The sequence below is a fragment of the Lentzea sp. NPDC054927 genome (genome assembly GCF_053610285.1).
The window spans coordinates 46,610-62,830 of record NZ_JBSGXZ010000041.1; the positions used below are offsets into that span (position 1 = coordinate 46,610).

The 16,221-nt window shown below is 68.7% G+C and carries 19 protein-coding genes and 1 tRNA gene; 15 read left to right on the forward strand and 5 right to left on the reverse strand.

Features of this window, described 5'->3' with window-relative positions:
* Window positions 1-96 precede the first annotated feature (96 nt).
* From mscL to ACWGE0_RS36650, 4 genes are all read right to left on the reverse strand, one after another.
* Complete coding sequence (gene mscL, locus ACWGE0_RS36635) at window positions 97-537, reverse strand: large-conductance mechanosensitive channel protein MscL (protein ID WP_452265463.1); 441 nt, start codon at window positions 535-537, stop codon at window positions 97-99.
* On the reverse strand, window positions 537-1,091 hold the full coding sequence (locus tag ACWGE0_RS36640) for an SAF domain-containing protein (RefSeq protein ID WP_452265464.1): 555 nt from the start codon (window positions 1,089-1,091) through the stop codon (window positions 537-539). Before ACWGE0_RS36640 ends, mscL begins: the two co-directional genes overlap by 1 nt.
* Before the next feature lie 72 nt (window positions 1,092-1,163).
* Window positions 1,164-1,481: an FmdB family zinc ribbon protein gene (locus ACWGE0_RS36645; protein ID WP_452265465.1), complete on the reverse strand. Its 318-nt coding sequence runs from the start codon at window positions 1,479-1,481 to the stop codon at window positions 1,164-1,166.
* A 94-nt stretch (window positions 1,482-1,575) separates the two neighbouring features.
* Entirely contained in the window at window positions 1,576-2,142 is a 567-nt protein-coding gene (locus tag ACWGE0_RS36650) for a 5-formyltetrahydrofolate cyclo-ligase (protein WP_452265466.1), read from the reverse strand.
* A gap of 38 nt (window positions 2,143-2,180) precedes the next feature.
* Between ACWGE0_RS36650 and ACWGE0_RS36655 the strand changes: the two genes are divergently transcribed.
* The 15 genes from ACWGE0_RS36655 (at window position 2,181) to ACWGE0_RS36725 (ending at window position 15,459) form a co-directional block, all read left to right on the forward strand.
* Window positions 2,181-3,065 carry a UTP--glucose-1-phosphate uridylyltransferase gene (locus ACWGE0_RS36655; protein WP_452265467.1) on the forward strand — a complete coding sequence of 295 codons (885 nt, stop codon included), beginning with the start codon at window positions 2,181-2,183 and terminating at the stop codon, window positions 3,063-3,065.
* Window positions 3,066-3,082: 17 nt separating this feature from the next.
* On the forward strand, window positions 3,083-4,306 hold the full coding sequence (gene glp, locus ACWGE0_RS36660; RefSeq protein ID WP_452265468.1) for a molybdotransferase-like divisome protein Glp: 1,224 nt from the start codon (window positions 3,083-3,085) through the stop codon (window positions 4,304-4,306).
* A gap of 13 nt (window positions 4,307-4,319) precedes the next feature.
* Window positions 4,320-4,973, forward strand: coding sequence for a GNAT family N-acetyltransferase (locus tag ACWGE0_RS36665; protein WP_452265469.1), 654 nt, complete (start codon window positions 4,320-4,322; stop codon window positions 4,971-4,973).
* A gap of 155 nt (window positions 4,974-5,128) precedes the next feature.
* Window positions 5,129-5,845, forward strand: coding sequence for a divisome protein SepX/GlpR (sepX, locus tag ACWGE0_RS36670; RefSeq protein WP_452265470.1), 717 nt, complete (start codon window positions 5,129-5,131; stop codon window positions 5,843-5,845).
* A gap of 57 nt (window positions 5,846-5,902) precedes the next feature.
* Window positions 5,903-5,975, forward strand: a tRNA-Ala gene (locus tag ACWGE0_RS36675).
* 253 nt (window positions 5,976-6,228) lie between these two features.
* On the forward strand, window positions 6,229-7,212 hold the full coding sequence (locus ACWGE0_RS36680) for a hypothetical protein (protein WP_452265471.1): 984 nt from the start codon (window positions 6,229-6,231) through the stop codon (window positions 7,210-7,212).
* Window positions 7,213-7,386: 174 nt separating this feature from the next.
* Complete coding sequence (locus ACWGE0_RS36685) at window positions 7,387-7,767, forward strand: hypothetical protein (RefSeq protein ID WP_452265472.1); 381 nt, start codon at window positions 7,387-7,389, stop codon at window positions 7,765-7,767.
* Between the two features lie 145 nt (window positions 7,768-7,912).
* Entirely contained in the window at window positions 7,913-8,650 is a 738-nt protein-coding gene (locus ACWGE0_RS36690) for a hypothetical protein (protein WP_452265473.1), read from the forward strand.
* Window positions 8,651-8,734: 84 nt separating this feature from the next.
* Window positions 8,735-9,115 (forward strand): cupin domain-containing protein, encoded by a 381-nt coding sequence (locus tag ACWGE0_RS36695; protein ID WP_452265474.1) that lies wholly within the window; start codon window positions 8,735-8,737, stop codon window positions 9,113-9,115.
* A gap of 143 nt (window positions 9,116-9,258) precedes the next feature.
* Window positions 9,259-11,040 carry a peroxidase family protein gene (locus ACWGE0_RS36700; RefSeq protein ID WP_452265475.1) on the forward strand — a complete coding sequence of 594 codons (1,782 nt, stop codon included), beginning with the start codon at window positions 9,259-9,261 and terminating at the stop codon, window positions 11,038-11,040.
* A gap of 41 nt (window positions 11,041-11,081) precedes the next feature.
* A complete protein-coding gene (locus ACWGE0_RS36705) occupies window positions 11,082-11,636 on the forward strand; it encodes a hypothetical protein (RefSeq protein WP_452265476.1) in 555 nt (184 codons plus the stop codon).
* A 24-nt stretch (window positions 11,637-11,660) separates the two neighbouring features.
* A complete protein-coding gene (locus ACWGE0_RS36710) occupies window positions 11,661-12,488 on the forward strand; it encodes a hypothetical protein (protein WP_452265477.1) in 828 nt (275 codons plus the stop codon).
* Between the two features lie 46 nt (window positions 12,489-12,534).
* Window positions 12,535-12,795 (forward strand): hypothetical protein, encoded by a 261-nt coding sequence (locus tag ACWGE0_RS36715; RefSeq protein ID WP_452265478.1) that lies wholly within the window; start codon window positions 12,535-12,537, stop codon window positions 12,793-12,795.
* Window positions 12,792-13,346 carry a putative T7SS-secreted protein gene (locus tag ACWGE0_RS36720; protein WP_452265479.1) on the forward strand — a complete coding sequence of 185 codons (555 nt, stop codon included), beginning with the start codon at window positions 12,792-12,794 and terminating at the stop codon, window positions 13,344-13,346. The genes ACWGE0_RS36715 and ACWGE0_RS36720 overlap by 4 nt, the downstream gene beginning before the upstream one ends.
* 133 nt (window positions 13,347-13,479) lie before the next feature.
* Window positions 13,480-15,459: a protein kinase domain-containing protein gene (locus ACWGE0_RS36725; protein ID WP_452265480.1), complete on the forward strand. Its 1,980-nt coding sequence runs from the start codon at window positions 13,480-13,482 to the stop codon at window positions 15,457-15,459.
* Between the two features lie 134 nt (window positions 15,460-15,593).
* Here the strand turns inward: ACWGE0_RS36725 and ACWGE0_RS36730 are convergent, their stop codons facing one another.
* Window positions 15,594-16,202 (reverse strand): hypothetical protein, encoded by a 609-nt coding sequence (locus tag ACWGE0_RS36730; protein ID WP_452265481.1) that lies wholly within the window; start codon window positions 16,200-16,202, stop codon window positions 15,594-15,596.
* Window positions 16,203-16,221: the final 19 nt, after the last annotated feature.

Here is a 16,221-nt window from a genome sequence, read left to right on the forward strand (position 1 = left end):
CATCGAGGCATCGGGCCTTGGGTGTGCCTGGCGTGGCAACACCACGTGGCGTGCTCATCTCGGCATCGCCACGCGGTGCTGCTGGAGCGGACCTCGCTAGATCTTCGGGCCGCGCACGTCGGTGGTCGTCGACGCCGGCGGCTGCTGGCCCTGCTGAGCCGCGAGCAGGTCGCGGATCTCGATCAGCAGCTCGACGTCGGTGGGCTCGGACGGGCCCGCCTCCTCGCCGCGCTTGCGGCGTTCCTGGATCTTCTGGATCGGCAGGACGAGCACGAAGTACACGACTGCCGCGACGATCACGAAGTTGATCGCCGCGTTGATCACGTTGCTGAAGTCGAGGTACGTGTCCTCCTTGCCTTCTCGGAGTTGGATGCCGAGGCCCTTCGTCTCGGTGCTGCCGAGCGAGGCGATGAGCGGTTTGATGAGGCTCGTGGTGAATGCGGTGACGATCGCGGTGAACGCCGTGCCGATGACCACGGCCACAGCCAGGTCGACGACGTTTCCGCGCATCAAAAAGTCCTTGAAACCCTTCAGCATCAGCGGAGAGTAACGGCTAACGCATGCTCCAGTGACATCGCGGCCACACGAGTTGCATTAAGTCTCGGCAACGTGAGCACAACGACTTGTCCCCGTGTCTCACGCACGGATGCGTTCTCCGCGAGCACTTCTGCCGATGGCGACACCACGTCGACGCGGTCGCCCATCCGCACCACGTCGGCCAGGCCCTGGTCAGCCACTCGCACAGCCACCGAGACCTGATCTCCTGACGTGGCAGCAAGATCGAAGTCCGTCAGCGGGGTGCCCTCACGTGCCGCGTCGCGCAAGGGTCGGCCCACCACGGCGTGGACTTCTGGGAAGGAACCGGAAATCGGCGCGGTCAGCGACACCAGGCGGACGTCGGCTGCCGACAGCGGCACGCCGGCCGGTAGATCGCGGGAGGCGACGACGGCGGGATGGCCCACGTCGGGCCAGAAGGTCGTCAACGCGGCTATGAGGGCCAGGCCCAGAGCCAGAAACCTGCGCCACGCAACGGAAGGACGGCGGCGCGTCAGGGAGCGGAGTCGGTCGAGGGCGGTGACGGAAAGAGTCATGCCCCCGACGGTAGGACCACCGGGGACATGTCAAAGGGGGCTCAGCCGCAAGTTGTGGACAACTCGCGATCTTCAGCTGGCAGCGGCCGCCGGCGCGCTGCTCGCGGGCTTCGAGTCCGACGACTTCTTGTCCGACGATTTCTTGTCGGAGGACTTCGTCTCCGAGGTGGAAGCAGACGTCGTGGACGCGCCGGACGTGCTCTTGGCTGCGCCCGAGCGGCTGTCCGTGCGGTAGAAACCGCTGCCCTTGAAGACGACACCGACGGCGCCGAAGAGCTTGCGCAGCTTGCCCGAGCACTCGGGGCACTCGGTGAGGGAGGCGTCGCTGAACGACTGCACAGCCTCGAACCGGTGCTCACACGCGGTGCAGGCGTACTGGTACGTAGGCACTGGGTTCGCTCCTAGATCTGGCACTCGGGCGTTGTGAGTGCCAACACGATTTTCGCTCAGGACCTTCCCGGAGCGCAAACACACCCGCTCAAAGTCACAGCCACCGCAGGCCCACCGAGGGTGTCAAAACGCCGTTCATCCGCACGTCGTGGGGTTCCGCAGGCACCTCGGAAAGCACCTCCGCGTCCCGGACCACGGCTACCAAAGGCGCCTTGACCAGCGGCAACGACCGATCGTAGTGCCCCTGCCCCTTCCCGAGCCGCACCCCGGACACCGACACCGCCAGCGCGGGCACCAGCACCAGCGAGGCTCCAGCGATCGCCGAGGCACCGAGCCGGGGTCCGGTGGGTTCCAGCAACCGGAACGCGGCTGGAGCGAGTCCAGAAGATCCGGTGTGGACCGCCCAGTCGAGCGGTGAGTCGCCCGTCACGATCGGCAGCAGCACCCGGCAGCGCAGGCCGTCGAGCCACGACACGTCACCCGGCTCCGAGCCGACGGGCAGGAACGCGCACACCGTCTGATCAGGCTGAACGTCCAAAGCTGCCACGTGTGCCGCCAGCGCCGCGGCCTCCACGGCGCGGTCCTCGGCAGAAACCGCACGCCGCGCGGCCAGCAACCGTGAACGCAGCGTGGCCTTCCGGTCACGAAGATCGGACGTCATGGTGGGTACTCCCGGTTATGTCGTTAGCATCGCTGCCCATGAGCAGCGCCTTCCACACCGCTATCGTGCCCGCGGCCGGTCTGGGCACCCGTTTCCTCCCCACGACCAAGTCCGTGCCGAAGGAGTTGCTGCCGCTGGTCGACACCCCGGCCATCGAGTACGTGGCCAGGGAAGCGGCGGAGGCCGGCGCGACGAAGCTGGTCATCGTCACCTCGCCCACGAAGGCGTCGGTCGCCGACTACTTCGACGCCAACCCCGAGCTCGAGGAGTCGCTGGCCGCGCGCGGCAAGGCCGACCTGGTCGAGAAGATCCAGCGGGCGCCGAAGCTGATCAAGGCCGAGACCGCGATCCAGGAGCAGGCGCTCGGCCTCGGGCACGCCGTCGGCTGCGCCGAGGGCAACCTGACCGGCGACGACGAGGCCGTCGCGGTGCTGCTGCCGGACGACATCATCCTGCCCACCGACGCGCTCAAGAAGATGGCGAAGGTCCGCGAGGAGAAGGGCGGCAGCGTCCTGCTGGCGTTCGACATCCCGCGCGAGCAGATCTCCGCGTACGGCGTGTTCGACGTCCGCGACACCGGCAACGACGACGTCAAGCAGGTCGTCGGCATGGTCGAGAAGCCCAAGCCGGAGGACGCTCCGTCGACCTTCGCCGCCGCCGGGCGCTACCTGCTCGACCGCGCGATCTTCGACGCCCTCAAGCGCATCACGCCTGGTGCGGGTGGCGAACTGCAGCTCACCGACGCCATCGCGCTGCTGATCGCGGAGGGTCACCCCGTGCACGTCGTCGTCCACCGCGGCGGGCGACACGACCTCGGCAATCCCGCCGGATTCCTGCGGGCTGCGGTTGACTTCGCACTCAAGACCCCTGAGTACGGACCCGATCTGCGTGAGTGGTTGCGGGAACGCCTCGACAACTCCTGAGCGCGAGGACCAATCACATGAGGTCAGTTGACGAGCAGCTCGCTCGGGTGATCGCGGCCGCGGTGCGGCCCGCACCCGTGCGCGTGGCGATCTCGGAGTCGCAGGGCCTGCTCTGCGCCGAGGAGGTCGTCGCGGAACGCGCGTTGCCCGGCTTCGACCAGGCCGCCGTGGACGGCTACGCGGTGCGCAGCGTCGACGTGTCCGGTGCGAACGCGGGCCCCGTGCAGCTGCCGGTCGTGGGCGAGATCCCGGCCGGCTCCCGGCAGCCGCGCCGGCTCCAGCCCGGCCAGGCGGTGCGGGTCGCGACGGGTGCGCCGCTGCCCACGCTGGCCGACGCCGTCGTGCCGCTCGGCTACACCGACGGTCACCACGCCAAGGTCACGGTGAACCGCAGCGTGCCGTCCGCCGGGTTCGTCCGCCGCACCGGCGAGGACGTGCAGACGGGCGACGTCGCTGTTCGCCGCGGCGCGTCCATCGGTGCTGCTCAGGTGGGGTTGCTGGCCGCCGTCGGACGCAACAAGGTGCTCGTGCACCCACGCCCGCGCGTGTCCGTCATCTCGCTCGGTGAGGAGCTCGTCGACGTCGACCGCACGCCCGGTCAGGGCCAGGTCTACGACGTGAACTCGTACGCGCTGTCCGCCGCCGCACGGGACGCGGGAGCCGAGGTCAGCCGGGTCGGCATCATGTCCGCGGACCCGCGCAGGCTGCGCGAGGTCGTCGAGGGACGGCTGCTGCTCTCCGAGATCGTCGTCATCGCCGGTGGCGTGGGCGGCGCGATCGGCGACGAGGTCAGGGCGGCGATCGCGGACCTCGGCGACATGGACGTCACCCGCATCGGCATGCACCCCGGCTCGGCGCAGGGCTTCGGGCGCCTCGGTCCGGACGCCGTGCCGACGTTCCTGCTGCCGGCGAACCCGATGAGCGCGCTCGTGGTGTTCGAAGTGCTGGTCAGGCCCCTGATCAGGGCCGCGCTCGGCAAGAAGAACCCGTACCGCCGCGCCGTGTCGGCCCGGCTGTTGTCGCCGCTGTCGTCGACGAAGGGCCGCCGCGGTTTCCTGCGTGGCCAGCTGCTGCGCGACGCGGACAACGGCGAGTACCTGGTGCAGCCGCTCGGCACGTCCGGCTCGCACCTGCTCGCGTCGTTGGCGGAGGCCAACTGCCTGATCATGGTCGACGAGGACGTCACCGAGGTCTCGGTCGGCGAAGAGGTGCTCGTCAGCTTCCTGGCCCAACGCGGTTGACGAACGGCGGGGGATGAGCGCTTTCTCCGACTTGGGACGTCACCCCGGCTGGCCGGTCCGGCTGGGGCCCGTCGAGGTGCGCGCGGGAACCGTGACCCTGCGCGGACCCAAGCTGTTCGACGGCGGCAAGTGGTCCCGGCTGCGCATCCGCGACCGCGACTACCTGGAGCGATGGGAACCCACGGCCCAAGAAGGCTGGAACGAGCGCAACGCGACGCTCTCCTGGCCCGCGCAGTGGTCGTCGCTGCGTGCCATGGCCCGGCGCGGCTCCACGCTGCCGTTCATGATCCTGGTGGACGGCGAGGTGGCCGGTCAGATCACCGTCGGCAACATCGTGCGCGGCTCGCTGCTTTCCGCATGGATCGGCTACTGGGTAGCCGCTGATCGGGCGGGCGGCGGCGTCGCAACGGCCGCCGTGGCGTTGCTCACCGATCACGCTTTCCGCGACGCTGGTCTGCACCGGCTCGAAGCCACCGTGCGACCCGAGAACGGCGCCTCGATCCGCGTGCTCACGAAATCCGGATATCGCGAGGAAGGCCTCTTCAAGCGTTATCTGGATGTTGCCGGACAGTGGCGCGACCACCTCTGCTTCGCGCTCACCTCCGAAGAGGTCCCGGATGGCCTAGTACGCCGTTTGGTCGCACGCGGAGAGGCCCGTCTTCCCTGACGTTTGCGTCCGTTTGTTCTAATCGCTTCACCCAAAAGTGGGTGATACACCACACTTTGGTACGCACCGAGTTCGGCGAGCCTCCGACACAGGTGTGACTGTTGTGACTAGCGTGGTGAAAGCACCACGCGTGGGCCGGGGGAGGTGAACGGGGAATGCCGAGTTCGCTGATCATCGTTGCGCTGGTCGTCGCATGGCTGGTCGTCCTCGTCCCCATGATGGCCCGCAAGCGCCAGGAGAGTGCGCGCAGCGTGGGGGAGGAGTACGACGCCATGCCCGATGCCGAGTACGACGACATCCACGACCTCGACGACGACTACTTCGACGAGGAGGAGTACGTCGAACGCCCCTTCCGGCGTGGCCGCGGTGGCTACGACCCGGAGAGCGCGGCCCTGGTCGCGCAGGCGAAGTACGCGTTCCGTCGCAGAGTCATCGCCTTCCTGCTGGTCGCCGCAGTGGCATCGGCCGTCGTGGCGGGCGTGTTCTACACCCCGCTCTGGTACGGCCACGCCGCGCTCGACCTGCTGATCGTGGGCTACCTGACCTACCTGCGCCGGCAGGTGCGGATCGAGGAGGAGATCCGCGCACGCCGGCTCGCGCGCCTGCAGCAGGTCCGCCGCCGCCGAGCGACGGGTCCGCAGCCGCAACAGGCCGAGGACGCGCCGGCCGTGCCGGCCCAGGCTGTGGCGGCCGACGTCGAGACGACGCAGGTCGAGGTCGTCGAGGACAGGCCGGCGCTGCCACCGCTGCCGCGCTTCGAACACCACGTGCGACCGGGCACCATTCCGGTCGACTCCGACGACGAAGACCCGGTCTTCGTCGAGTTAGAGGGACTGGAGTCGCTGCGGTACCGAGGTGCCGTCGGAGCGTAGGAGGGGGTGGTGAAACACCCCTTCCGGCCCTGCTATAGTTCTCTCGTAACAACGCAAGGGGCTGTAGCACAGTTGGTAGCGCGTCTCGTTCGCATCGAGAAGGTCAGGGGTTCGATTCCCCTCAGCTCCACGTAACGAAGAGGACCGGCAGTCACAACGACTGCCGGTCCTCTTCGTTTTGCTGCTCCGTCCGATGTGGACGGCTGTGACTTCACCGCGCGCTGACCACTCGAACTGGTGACGTATCCGCGAACACCCGGCGGCCATGTGAACAAATCGGTTGGCTGAGGGAACCGGTACCAAGGGATTTCCCTCATATCGGTGCACCGGGTCCACATGGCACGGTCGCAACGAATCCGTCCGCCGCTGCAGAAGGCTGTTCCATGCGCATCTCTCTGGCCGTGACCACCCTGGCCCTGCTGGCCGCCGGCTGCGGCAGTTCCGGCCAGCCCGCCGCGGAGAACCAGCAGCCGACCGAGACCTCCACTCCGACCTCGGAGACGTCGAAGAACGTCCTCGTCGGCGACTGGAAGGAGAGCGCGGGCCAGTCGGACAAGGTGCAGGACACGCTGTCGAAGGCGGGATTCGACTGCTCCCGCAGCTCCATGGACTACGTGGACCTGCGCATGTGCGTGAAGTCCGTGCCACCGCCCAGCCCGGACAAGCCGGGTTACAGCATCCGGTTGAAACTCCTCGCCGACGGCAAGGGCACGGTCGTGCGCGCCGCGATCGACGGTGCCGACGACAAGCAGGGCACGATGCGCAACGCGGCGCTCAAGGCTTTGCTGCCAGAGCAGGACGTCGCCGTGGTGGAGGCCGGTGGCCAGACGCTCACCTGGGGCACCATGAAGGAACAGCAGAACACCGTGCACCTCGTCGTCAAGGGCGGCGAACAGGCCCCGCGCGTGCTCAACCCGATCAGCCTCGGCACCACCAAGGAACAGGCGCTGCCGAAGATGCAGGCCGGTGGCTACAAGTGCGAGTTCAAGGCGCCGATCGGCTCGGAGCAGCAGACCAGCCTCGAGTGCTTCATGACCGGCGGCGGCTTCGAGGACATCTCCCGCACCGCGACGCTGACCGACGCGGGCAACGGCCTGAGCGCCATCACCCTCAAGGCGTGGCAGGGCAAGACGCCGGAGCAGAACGTCGCGGCGCTCAAGTCCATGGTGAAGCCCGCGTTCGAGGTGAGCGACGAACTGAAGGACGTCAGGGAGTACGTCGAGAAGAACCTCGACGTCAAGGAGCACTCCGCCTACGTCGGGAAGTACATCGTGACGATCCAGGTCACCAAGAACCTGATGCTCGGCGACTCGGTGGCGATCAACGTGACGCACGAGACGAACGAGTTCGGCGCCACGAAGAAGTAGCAGGGCTGCCAGCGCAGGTCCCCAACGGGTTGAGGTGTTGGGGGCCTGTCCTATGTGGATGTGCTGGCTATCAGCGTGTGCGGCACGGAGGTGCCCACGCGTCTCGCTGCTTCCGCGTCTTCGACCGTGACGACGACCACCACCACTGCGACGGCATCTCCGCCGCTAGTGACCGTGGCGTCGATCGTGGACGGTCGCACGGTGAACCTGTCCAACGGCACCAATGTTCTGCTCTCCGGGCTGGCTCAAGCCGGCGCGTGCTGGACGGCCGCATCGGTCGAGTTCGCCACGAAGACGTTGGTGGACAAGACGGTCAAGGTCGTGAGCGCGCAACTGCTCCTGGCTGACGGTCAGAACGACGCGGTTCTCGCGGCGGGCAAGGGTGTCAGGTGGGCCGAATCCGGGACGGATGAGGAACCCCAAGCGGCAGAGGCGGCGGCCTGGCGGGCGTCGGCTGAGTTCTCAGGTCCGTCGTGCAGCAGGCTCGACGTGAAGGTCGCACCGCAGTCCGTTGCGCCACAGCCCGTGGTGCCGCAGCCTCGGCCGCAAACCTGAGCCCGCACCGCCGACGTCCGCGTACTACGTGAACTGTGCGGCGGCGAATGCAGCTGGAGCGGCATCGTTGCAACGCGGTCAGTGTGAACAGGCCCTCTGCGTAAACGCATTCGGTCGCCGCAGTGCAGCCGGATACCTTGTGCGCGTGAACAACTTTGGGGGATTCAAAGCGGTATTCGCAGTCGCGGTGGCACTCGTCGCCGTCAGCTGCACGCCGTCGGGGGACCAGCAGTCGTCCGCGCAGGAGAAGTACTTCGACGTGACGGGCTGGGGAAAGCTGAAGCCCGGCATGTCCAAGCAGGAAGCGCTCGCCACCGGTGATCTCGCCGCCACGGGCGCCGGCACGTTCAGCACGTGTGAGGACTACCGGTACCAGGGCGCGCCGGCGCCGGATGCGACGCAGCTCGCGACGGACGCGGAGGCCGAGAAGCAGTACGAGGCCGCGCAGAAGGCTGCGGACGAGGCGGAGGCCGCGGTTGGGCCGGCGCCTGGGGCCAACGCGGGTGCCGCGGAGTACGCCGCCCACGCGGAGAAGCTCGCGGCTTCGGCTGAGGTGGGTGCCAAGGCGGCTCAGCTGACTGCGGAGTCCACGCAGCGCATCGCCAAGCGGGCTGAGGCGCGGGAGGCCAACGGCGGTGTGCTGTTCGCCGGGGACAAGATCCGGATGATCGTGCCGCCGCCCGGTGTCGCGGTGGCCAAGGGTGTGGGCAAGGGCGCCACGATCGACCAGGTCAAGGCGGCTTACCCGAACGCCACCGGGAAGGACGACAAAGCCTTGGAGGTGCCGGTGCCCGGTCAGCAGGGCGCGGTGCTGAGCTTCCACTTCACCGACGGGAAGCTCGAGACGTTCCTGTTGTTCAACGGCGAGGCCAAGTGCAGCTGACCTGATCGGGCCGTCCGCCGTAATGCGGGCGGCCCTTTCGTCTATACATGGGCCGTAAGCCACCGCTTCCGAAAGGCTGTGCCCATGAGCGACGCGCCGCAGGACAAAGTGACGGTCCTGTCTGCTGAGGCCCTTGCCCAGTTGAAGTCGTTTCCGCTGCACGGCGATGAACGGCTGCAGAACAAGCTGCTGTGGAAGTCCCCCAACGGCGACACGATCGTCGGCCTGATCCAGATGGCGCCCGGTGCGCGCGACGTCGGCCACAACCACCCGTCGGCGACGCAGCACACGTGGGTCATCAACGGCACGGTGAGCATCGGTGGCGTTGGGGCCGGCGAGGGTTCTTACGCGTTCGTGCCGCCGGGTGTCGACCACGAGACCGTTGCGGGTGATGAGCCGGTGACGATGTTCTACATCTACCAGCCGTTCGGGCCGGAGCACGACCACGATCACCGCGACCACTGACAGGTGCCGGCCAGGAGCCCGACGGCACTCGAAGCGCGGTCCAGGCGGAAGTCCAGGGGAATTCCCAGTTGCACGGACTGGATCTGTCACGCTGTGAATAACTGAGCACGCTCGGTCACCGCCCACGTCGCCATCATCGGCCCATGCAGTTCTGGCGCAGGGCAGTGGCGTTGATGGCGATCGGGGTGTTCCTGGGCAGCGGTGTCGCGCACGCGGACTCCCCGTTCTTCGAGGTCCAGAGTCTTGACGGGCGCGGCAACAACCGCGCCCACCCCGAGTGGGGGATCGTCGGCGAGGGCTACTCCCGGCTCGCTCCCCCGAGGTACGCGGACGGGGCCGGGCAGCCGGTGGCCGGGCCGAACGCGCGGTACGTCAGCAACCGGATCTTCGCGGAGGGCGGGGAGCGGTACCTCTCCGAAAGGCACGTCAGCCAGTGGGCCCAGGTGTGGGCGCAGTTCATGGATCACACCTTCGGGCTGCGCGAGGACACGAACGTCGACGCCTCGATCTCTTGGGACAACGAGGCTCCGCTGGAGACGGTGCGCAACGACCTGCTGTCCACGCCCATGCGGCGCAGCGGCGAGGTGCCGGGGTCGAACCCGCGCGAGCAGAAGAACATCGTCAGCTCCTACCTCGACGGCTGGGCGGTCTACGGCGGCACCGAGGAACGGCTCGCGTGGCTGCGCGACGGCGCGAAACTGCTGCTGCCCAACAACCTTCTGCCGCGCCGTGACGCGCGCGGCAACTCGGAGACCGTACCGGCGATGACCGGTCCGTTCGGTGCGATCACCAGCGGCCCCGGTGTCGTCACCGGCGACATGCGCGGCATGGAGAACGGCACCATCACGGCGGTGCAGACCCTGTTCGCCCGCGAGCACAACAGGATCGTCGACAGGCTGCCCGCGCACCTGTCCGACGAGGAGAAGTTCCAGATCGCGCGCAAGGTCGTGAGCGCCGAGCAGCAGTGGATCACCTACCAGGAGTTCCTGCCGGCGATGGGCGTGCGGCTCGCGCCCTACCGCGGCTACAACTCCTCTGTGCGAACGAGCCTGGCGAACGAGTTCGCGACCATCGGCTACCGCTCGCACAGCATGGTGCGCGGTGACCTGTCCGTCGTCACGCAGGCGAGCCGCTACTCAGAAGCGCAGCTGAAGACGTTGCGCGACAAGGGGTTCACCGTGACGATCACCGGTGCGCAGGCGAAGATCGAGGTGCCGCCGCAGTTGTTGCCGTTCAACCCCGACCTGGTCGACGACGTGCAGCTCGGCCCGCTGTTGCAGAGCTTCGGCCGGCAGGACGAGGGCCTCAACGACGAGCTGATCGACGAGACCACGTTGCGCAGCATCGTCTTCGTCATTCCCGGCTGCCAGCCGCGCTGCCTGACCGCGGTGATCGACGTGTCCGCGCTGGACGTGCAACGCGGCCGCGACCACGGCATCGCCTCGTACAACGACGTGCGCCGTGCGTACGGGTTGGCGCCGAAGCCGTCGTTCAAGGCGATCTCCGGTGAGGCCACCGAGTCGTTCCCCGTCGACCCGGAGCTCACGCCCGGCGCCGAGATCGACGACCCGGACAGCCTCGACTGGCTCAGCCCCGGCCGGCGCCGCACGACCGTCGCGGCCAGGATGAAGGCGATCTACGGCGACATCGGCGGCCTGGACGCGATCGTCGGCATGATGGCGGAGCCGCGCCTGCCCGGCAGCGAGTTCGGCGAGCTCCAGCAGGCCATCTGGAAGAAGCAGTTCGAGGCGCTGCGCGACGGCGACCGCTTCTTCCACGCCAACGACCCGGCGCTGCGGACGATCAAGGCGCGCTACGGCATCGACCACCGCCGAACCCTCGGTGACGTCATCGCCGCCAACACCGACGTGCGCCGCGGCGACCTGGCGTACAACGTGTTTCGTACTCACCCATCTGTGGGGTGAAGTTGGGTGAGGAACGCCGCGACCACACATAACTTTTCGGCATGAGATCTGTGGTCGCCGCGTTATTACTCGTGGCCGTCACCTCCGGTGGGGCAGCGGCGTCGACCGCGCCCCCAACCGTGAGGTGCGCGGCCGCCCGCCCCGTCGTCTCCACCACGGAGACAGCTGTAGAAGCGCGCGTTCTCACCGGCTGCTCGGCCGGTGAGCTCGTCGTCTTCCGCGCCACCTTCGTCGCCCGCGCCCACGGCACCTCCTGCACCGCGATCTCCTCGGAACTGGAAGCGGACCCCGCGGACGTCCCGCAGTGGATCCGCGCCCGCTTGGAACTGGCCTGCGCACCCGGCGAGAAGGGCCTGCTCGGCTCGCAGATCACGGTCGAGATGTACGACGCCAAGAACGCCCGCGTCGGCGCGTACAGCCTCGGTGACTCCGTCAAGGAGCAGAACCCGGCCGCGCGGCACCTGTGGACCGTCGACTTCCTCGCGGGCCTCGGTGACCTGCCGGTGGCCGTCGATCCTGCGGCGAAGTCGTCGAGCGGGTCGGCGAGCGAGGGCAGCTCGCGGGCGCAGGCTGACCACGAGGTCTACGACGGCTGAACGCGCGTGCGGCATGATGCGCCGATGCGTCCCGATGTGTTCGTTGTCTGGGCACACACGAGTCCTGGTTGGGACGCCGCGCGCACTCAGGCGTGGCGGAACACCGTGCACAGCTTCGCCGGACTGCTGCACCAGGTCGGTGTGGACGCCGACATCGACCTGTACCACCAGCACGAACCCGTTGACTGGTCGACGTTCTGCTTGCAGCGCATGGAGGACGCCGACCGGATCGTGGTCGCAGTGTCGTCCGGCTGGGCGCTGGCGTTCAGCGGCCGGAACCGGCGCAGCCTGGGCGTGGAGTACGAGCTCAAGTACCTGCGTGGGTTGCTCATGCGGAAGCCGGAGCTGTTCCAGCGCAAGGTGGTCGTCGCCGTGCTGCCCGGCGCGACCAGGGACGACGTCCCGCCGTCGCTGCACTGCGTGCCGCACTTCGTGGTCGATCCGGACGATCCCGCGTCCGTTGTGGACCTGAAGCACCAGCTGCACGGGCAGCCGAGGTACGCGAAGCCGGAGCCGCGGTTGCGGGAGCTGGCGCGTGCCGGTGACCCCGAGGTCGTCACCGAGCTGCTCAACACCACCGTCTACCTGCCTGACGCCGGTGAGCCGGGGCTGGTGGCCACCGAGGTCGCGGGGCACGAGCAGGCGGTGCTCGTGTTCACCGGGCTGGACCGGCTCGTCGCCTACCGGCGGCTCAAGGGTTTCACCTGGGACGACCGGTGGCTCGAGGTCGAGGGTGCCGAGCTGCTGCCGTTCGTGGCACCGCTCGGCGTCGGGGTCGTGGTCGACGCGGGTGCGCCGGCCGAGGAGATGGTCTTCGTGTCGGCGGCCGATATTCGCGCGCTCACCGGCTGACGGCCCTGTATCGTTCCTCACCAAACTTTCTCCGGTGGGAGGTGCTATGAGCGGGTTCACCGTGGATCCCGCTGAGCTGCGGGCACTCGCTGGGCCCCTGGTGCGGGCCGCCGAGGACGTCACCGCTCTCGCCCGCCACCCCGAACATCCGGATCCCTCGCGCGGCGAGCTGTTCGCCGCCCTCGCGCGGTTCCGCGCCGCCGCCGAGCATGCGACCGGCGAGCTGACGCGTGACGTCGGCGCGACCGCGGACCGGCTGATCGACACCGCACGTCACTACGAACAGGCGGACACCTTCCCGCTGTGAACCTCTCCGGCGACTTCCACTCCCTCCGGAACGTCCAGGAGTGGCTGAGGCGGATGCGCGACGAGTGCGCATCCGTCGCGTTCGCATATGCCAAGGCGACTTCGCCGGAGTGGACCGGGAGAGCCAGCACGAGGTTCGACGAGTACCGGCACCGCGCCCGGATGCGGTGGCTGGACGTGCGGGACGCGTTCGGATCCGCGCACGACGCGGTGGACACCTACCTCTACACGCAGGTCGAGGTGCACCGGCTCGTCCAGTACGCGGATCCCGAGCAGGCCGACCGGCTCTGGCGGCAGCTCGCGGACGAGGAACACCTCGCGGTGCGGGCCGTCGGCAACGCGGCCGAGGAACTCTGGCAGGTGCGGTCCGAGTTGCCGGAACAGGCCGTGATGGCTCCCGTACCGCCGCCGGCCCCGCGGCCGGTGCTGTCCCGTGCGGAGGATTTTCTGGCGAAGCCGCACGTCGAGACCGTGCTCACGACCGTCGCGATCACCGCGCGGTATCCGCGTTGGCAACGGTGGTCAACGGGGCAAGGTTCTGCCGCGTTGTAGTGAGTGACGGCGCTCGCACTACTGCGAACGCGTGATGTGCGGAGGTGCAACGCGGTGATCATGCAACAGGTTGCTGTGGCGTCAACCGCAGACCAATTACGCACCGTAGGCTGTCGGGACGCCTAGGCTGGGGGTGATCGCGGAAGGGGTGGTGTGGGTCGTGGGGCTCGCGGAGTCCTTGCTCACGTGGCTGCACGGCTTCGTGGGCGCGAGTGTCTGCCCCGGTGACTGGGTGTGGACCACCACAGCGCTCGGCGCGGTGCTCGGGTTGTTCCCCACGATCGGGGCGCTGCTGTCCATCGCGGTGCGCCGGATCGTCGGCAACTCCTACGGCGCGGTGACGGGTGCCATCTTCGCCGTGCTCGGCGTGGCGAGCTGTCTCGTGCTGCCCTGGCTGATCATGCGCGGCACCGTGCAGGGGCTGGCCCGGCGCAGCATTCCCGGGTCGGGTTCGCTGGACGAGGCCACCTGCTTCGGTCAGCTGCGGCAGGGCGACTACCTGGTGGACGGCACGCCGTCGATCATCGGTGTGGTTCAGCGGCCGGGTGGTGTTTCGCCCGTGTTCCTGGTCGTCGCCGCCATCACCGTCGTGCTGGCGCTGCTGTGCCTGCTGTTCGTGATGCTGCAGTCGGGATCGGCGTTCCGGCTCGGGCCGAACTGGCCGCGCCGCGTGTTCTGGCTGCCGTTCCTGGTGCTGCTCGCAGCGACGTCGGCACAGCCAGTGACGCTGGTGGGCCATGTGCTGCTCGGGTTTCTGCCAATTGCGGTAATCGGCTCAATCGTCGTGCGGATTTTCGGGTTGACTACCGCCATGCTGAACCGCCCCGGCCGCGACCGGTCCCAGGACCGGAACTCGCAGAACCCGCCGCCACCGCAGCCGGTGGCGCGCACGCCGCAGCCTCAGGTGCCCCAGAAGGCACCTCAGAAGAAGGCGCCGACCAAGCCGATCACGGCGGCTCAGCACCAGCCTCCGCCGCAGAACCCGCCGCCGTACCAGCCGGCGCAGGTGCCGAAGTACCAGCCGGCGCCGATGAACCGCCCGATGCGCCCGGTCAACCAGCCGCCGCCGGGGCAGTACCCGCCGACCCGCGTCGCCGAGGTCCTGCCGCAGCCGTCGGCGCACCCCAAGCCTCCGCAGCCGTCCCAGCCTGCCGTCCTCGCCGACACGCCGGGCCCGCTGCCGTTCGGTCCGGGCGCCGCGAACGCCGACTCGCCCGCGCCGGTGCAGAAGTCGGGCAAGGTCTGGAACCCCGGCAACGGCCGGTTCCGCCGCGTCCGCCAGCTCGGTTCCGGCGGCTTCGGCACGGTCTGGCTCGCCGTCGACGAACAGCTCGACCGCACGGTGGCGGTGAAGCTCGCGCACGCCCCGGACAACGAGACCGAGGCGCGCATGCTCCGCGAGGCCCGCGCGCTGGCCGCGGTCCGGCACCCCAACTGCGTGCGGGTGTTCGACATCGTCCAGGACCCGGACGGCCTGGCCCTGGTCATGGAGTACATCGAGGGCGCCTCGTTGTCCGAGACGGTCCTGAAGAACGGCCTGATCGACGACAAACTCGCCGCCCGCCTGTGGCTGAACATGGCCGACGCACTGGCCGCCGCCCACGACCGCGGTGTCCTGCACCGCGACGTGAAGCCGTCCAACGTGATCGTCGACAACCAGGGCACCGCCCACCTGATCGACTTCGGCATCGCCCGCTCCAAGGGCGACAGCACCCTCACGGCCACCGGCATGATGGTCGGCACCCCGGACTTCCTAGCCCCGGAAACAGCCCGCGGCGAAACGGCGTCCCCGGCGTCCGACTCCTGGCAGCTGGCCGCGACGGTCTCCTACGCGCTGACCGGCCACCCGCCGCGCGGCTCGCGGGAGAACCCGATCTCGTCGCTGATGGCCGCCGCCCAGGGCGAACCGATCACCAAGCTGCCGCAGAACAGCCAGCACGCCAGGCTTCTGCTCGCGGCGATGGACCCGGAACCGGGCCGCCGCCCGACGCTCGCCCAGGTGCGCGGTCAGCTGTCGCAGTACCTCGACCAGGCCGGGATGAGCAAGGAAGGCCCGGTCACGAAGATGATCACCAAGCCCACGCCGCCTCCCACGAGGCACATGCCGATGTAGGCGATCCGGGTGAACGACGGACAGGGGCGTAACGGTGGTCAAGCCGTTGACGACCTAAGCCGTGGTTCACCCGAAAGCCTCGGCATCGCAGGGATGCCTCGCGAGGGGTGGTGAGGCGGTTTCCGCCGATCGCCTCACCACTTCGTCTTCCGGGCAAAGGGGCGCAACCGCTTGCGCAGCACCACGAACAGTCCGGCTGCCCCCACCACCACGAGCCCGACGAGCCACACCGGCACCGGTTGGCCAGCAGGCTCCGCGGGCGTCACTGCGGCTGCCGGCGCAGGCGTCGCGTCGGCTGGCTTGGCGAGTGGTGGCGCGATCTCCTGCCACGGCGACGGGCCCTCCACGGTTCCCTGGACCATCTGCGGGTCCGGCGGCTTGATCAGGAACGTGCCCGGCACGGTCAGCGACCCCAGCGAGTGGTCCTGGAACATCCCCTGCACGCCGAACACCTCGTACGAGCCGGCCGGCAGCGTGAACGTCACGGCGTAGTGCGCGGGCTGGCCGAGCGGCACGCCGACGAAGATCCGGTCGTCGGAGCCGGCGCGGAACCGCAGCCCGGTCTTGCCGAGGTCGCCGGCGAACGGGTGGGTGCCGTGCTGGAGCACCCAGTAGCCGACCGTGTGGGTTGTCGACGGCTGGATCGACGGCACCGGGTCGAGGTACGTGACCGCCCAGCCGCCCGCGACCGCGGAAGGCGCGCTGATCAGCAGGAAAGCGCATATCAAGGCGAGAATTCTCATGGCACGGATACACCGGGAA

Coding starts and splice junctions, on each gene's coding strand:
- sepX (WP_452265470.1), top strand. CDS start 5,129: ATGCCGAGTTCGCTGATCATCGTTGCGCTGGTCGTCGCATGGCTGGTC.
- ACWGE0_RS36700 (WP_452265475.1), top strand. CDS start 9,259: ATGCAGTTCTGGCGCAGGGCAGTGGCGTTGATGGCGATCGGGGTGTTC.
- ACWGE0_RS36710 (WP_452265477.1), top strand. CDS start 11,661: ATGCGTCCCGATGTGTTCGTTGTCTGGGCACACACGAGTCCTGGTTGG.
- ACWGE0_RS36695 (WP_452265474.1), top strand. CDS start 8,735: ATGAGCGACGCGCCGCAGGACAAAGTGACGGTCCTGTCTGCTGAGGCC.
- ACWGE0_RS36640 (WP_452265464.1), bottom strand. CDS start 1,091: ATGACTCTTTCCGTCACCGCCCTCGACCGACTCCGCTCCCTGACGCGC.
- ACWGE0_RS36665 (WP_452265469.1), top strand. CDS start 4,320: ATGAGCGCTTTCTCCGACTTGGGACGTCACCCCGGCTGGCCGGTCCGG.
- glp (WP_452265468.1), top strand. CDS start 3,083: ATGAGGTCAGTTGACGAGCAGCTCGCTCGGGTGATCGCGGCCGCGGTG.
- ACWGE0_RS36680 (WP_452265471.1), top strand. CDS start 6,229: ATGCGCATCTCTCTGGCCGTGACCACCCTGGCCCTGCTGGCCGCCGGC.
- ACWGE0_RS36730 (WP_452265481.1), bottom strand. CDS start 16,202: ATGAGAATTCTCGCCTTGATATGCGCTTTCCTGCTGATCAGCGCGCCT.
- ACWGE0_RS36715 (WP_452265478.1), top strand. CDS start 12,535: ATGAGCGGGTTCACCGTGGATCCCGCTGAGCTGCGGGCACTCGCTGGG.
- ACWGE0_RS36655 (WP_452265467.1), top strand. CDS start 2,181: ATGAGCAGCGCCTTCCACACCGCTATCGTGCCCGCGGCCGGTCTGGGC.
- ACWGE0_RS36650 (WP_452265466.1), bottom strand. CDS start 2,142: ATGACGTCCGATCTTCGTGACCGGAAGGCCACGCTGCGTTCACGGTTG.
- ACWGE0_RS36705 (WP_452265476.1), top strand. CDS start 11,082: ATGAGATCTGTGGTCGCCGCGTTATTACTCGTGGCCGTCACCTCCGGT.
- mscL (WP_452265463.1), bottom strand. CDS start 537: ATGCTGAAGGGTTTCAAGGACTTTTTGATGCGCGGAAACGTCGTCGAC.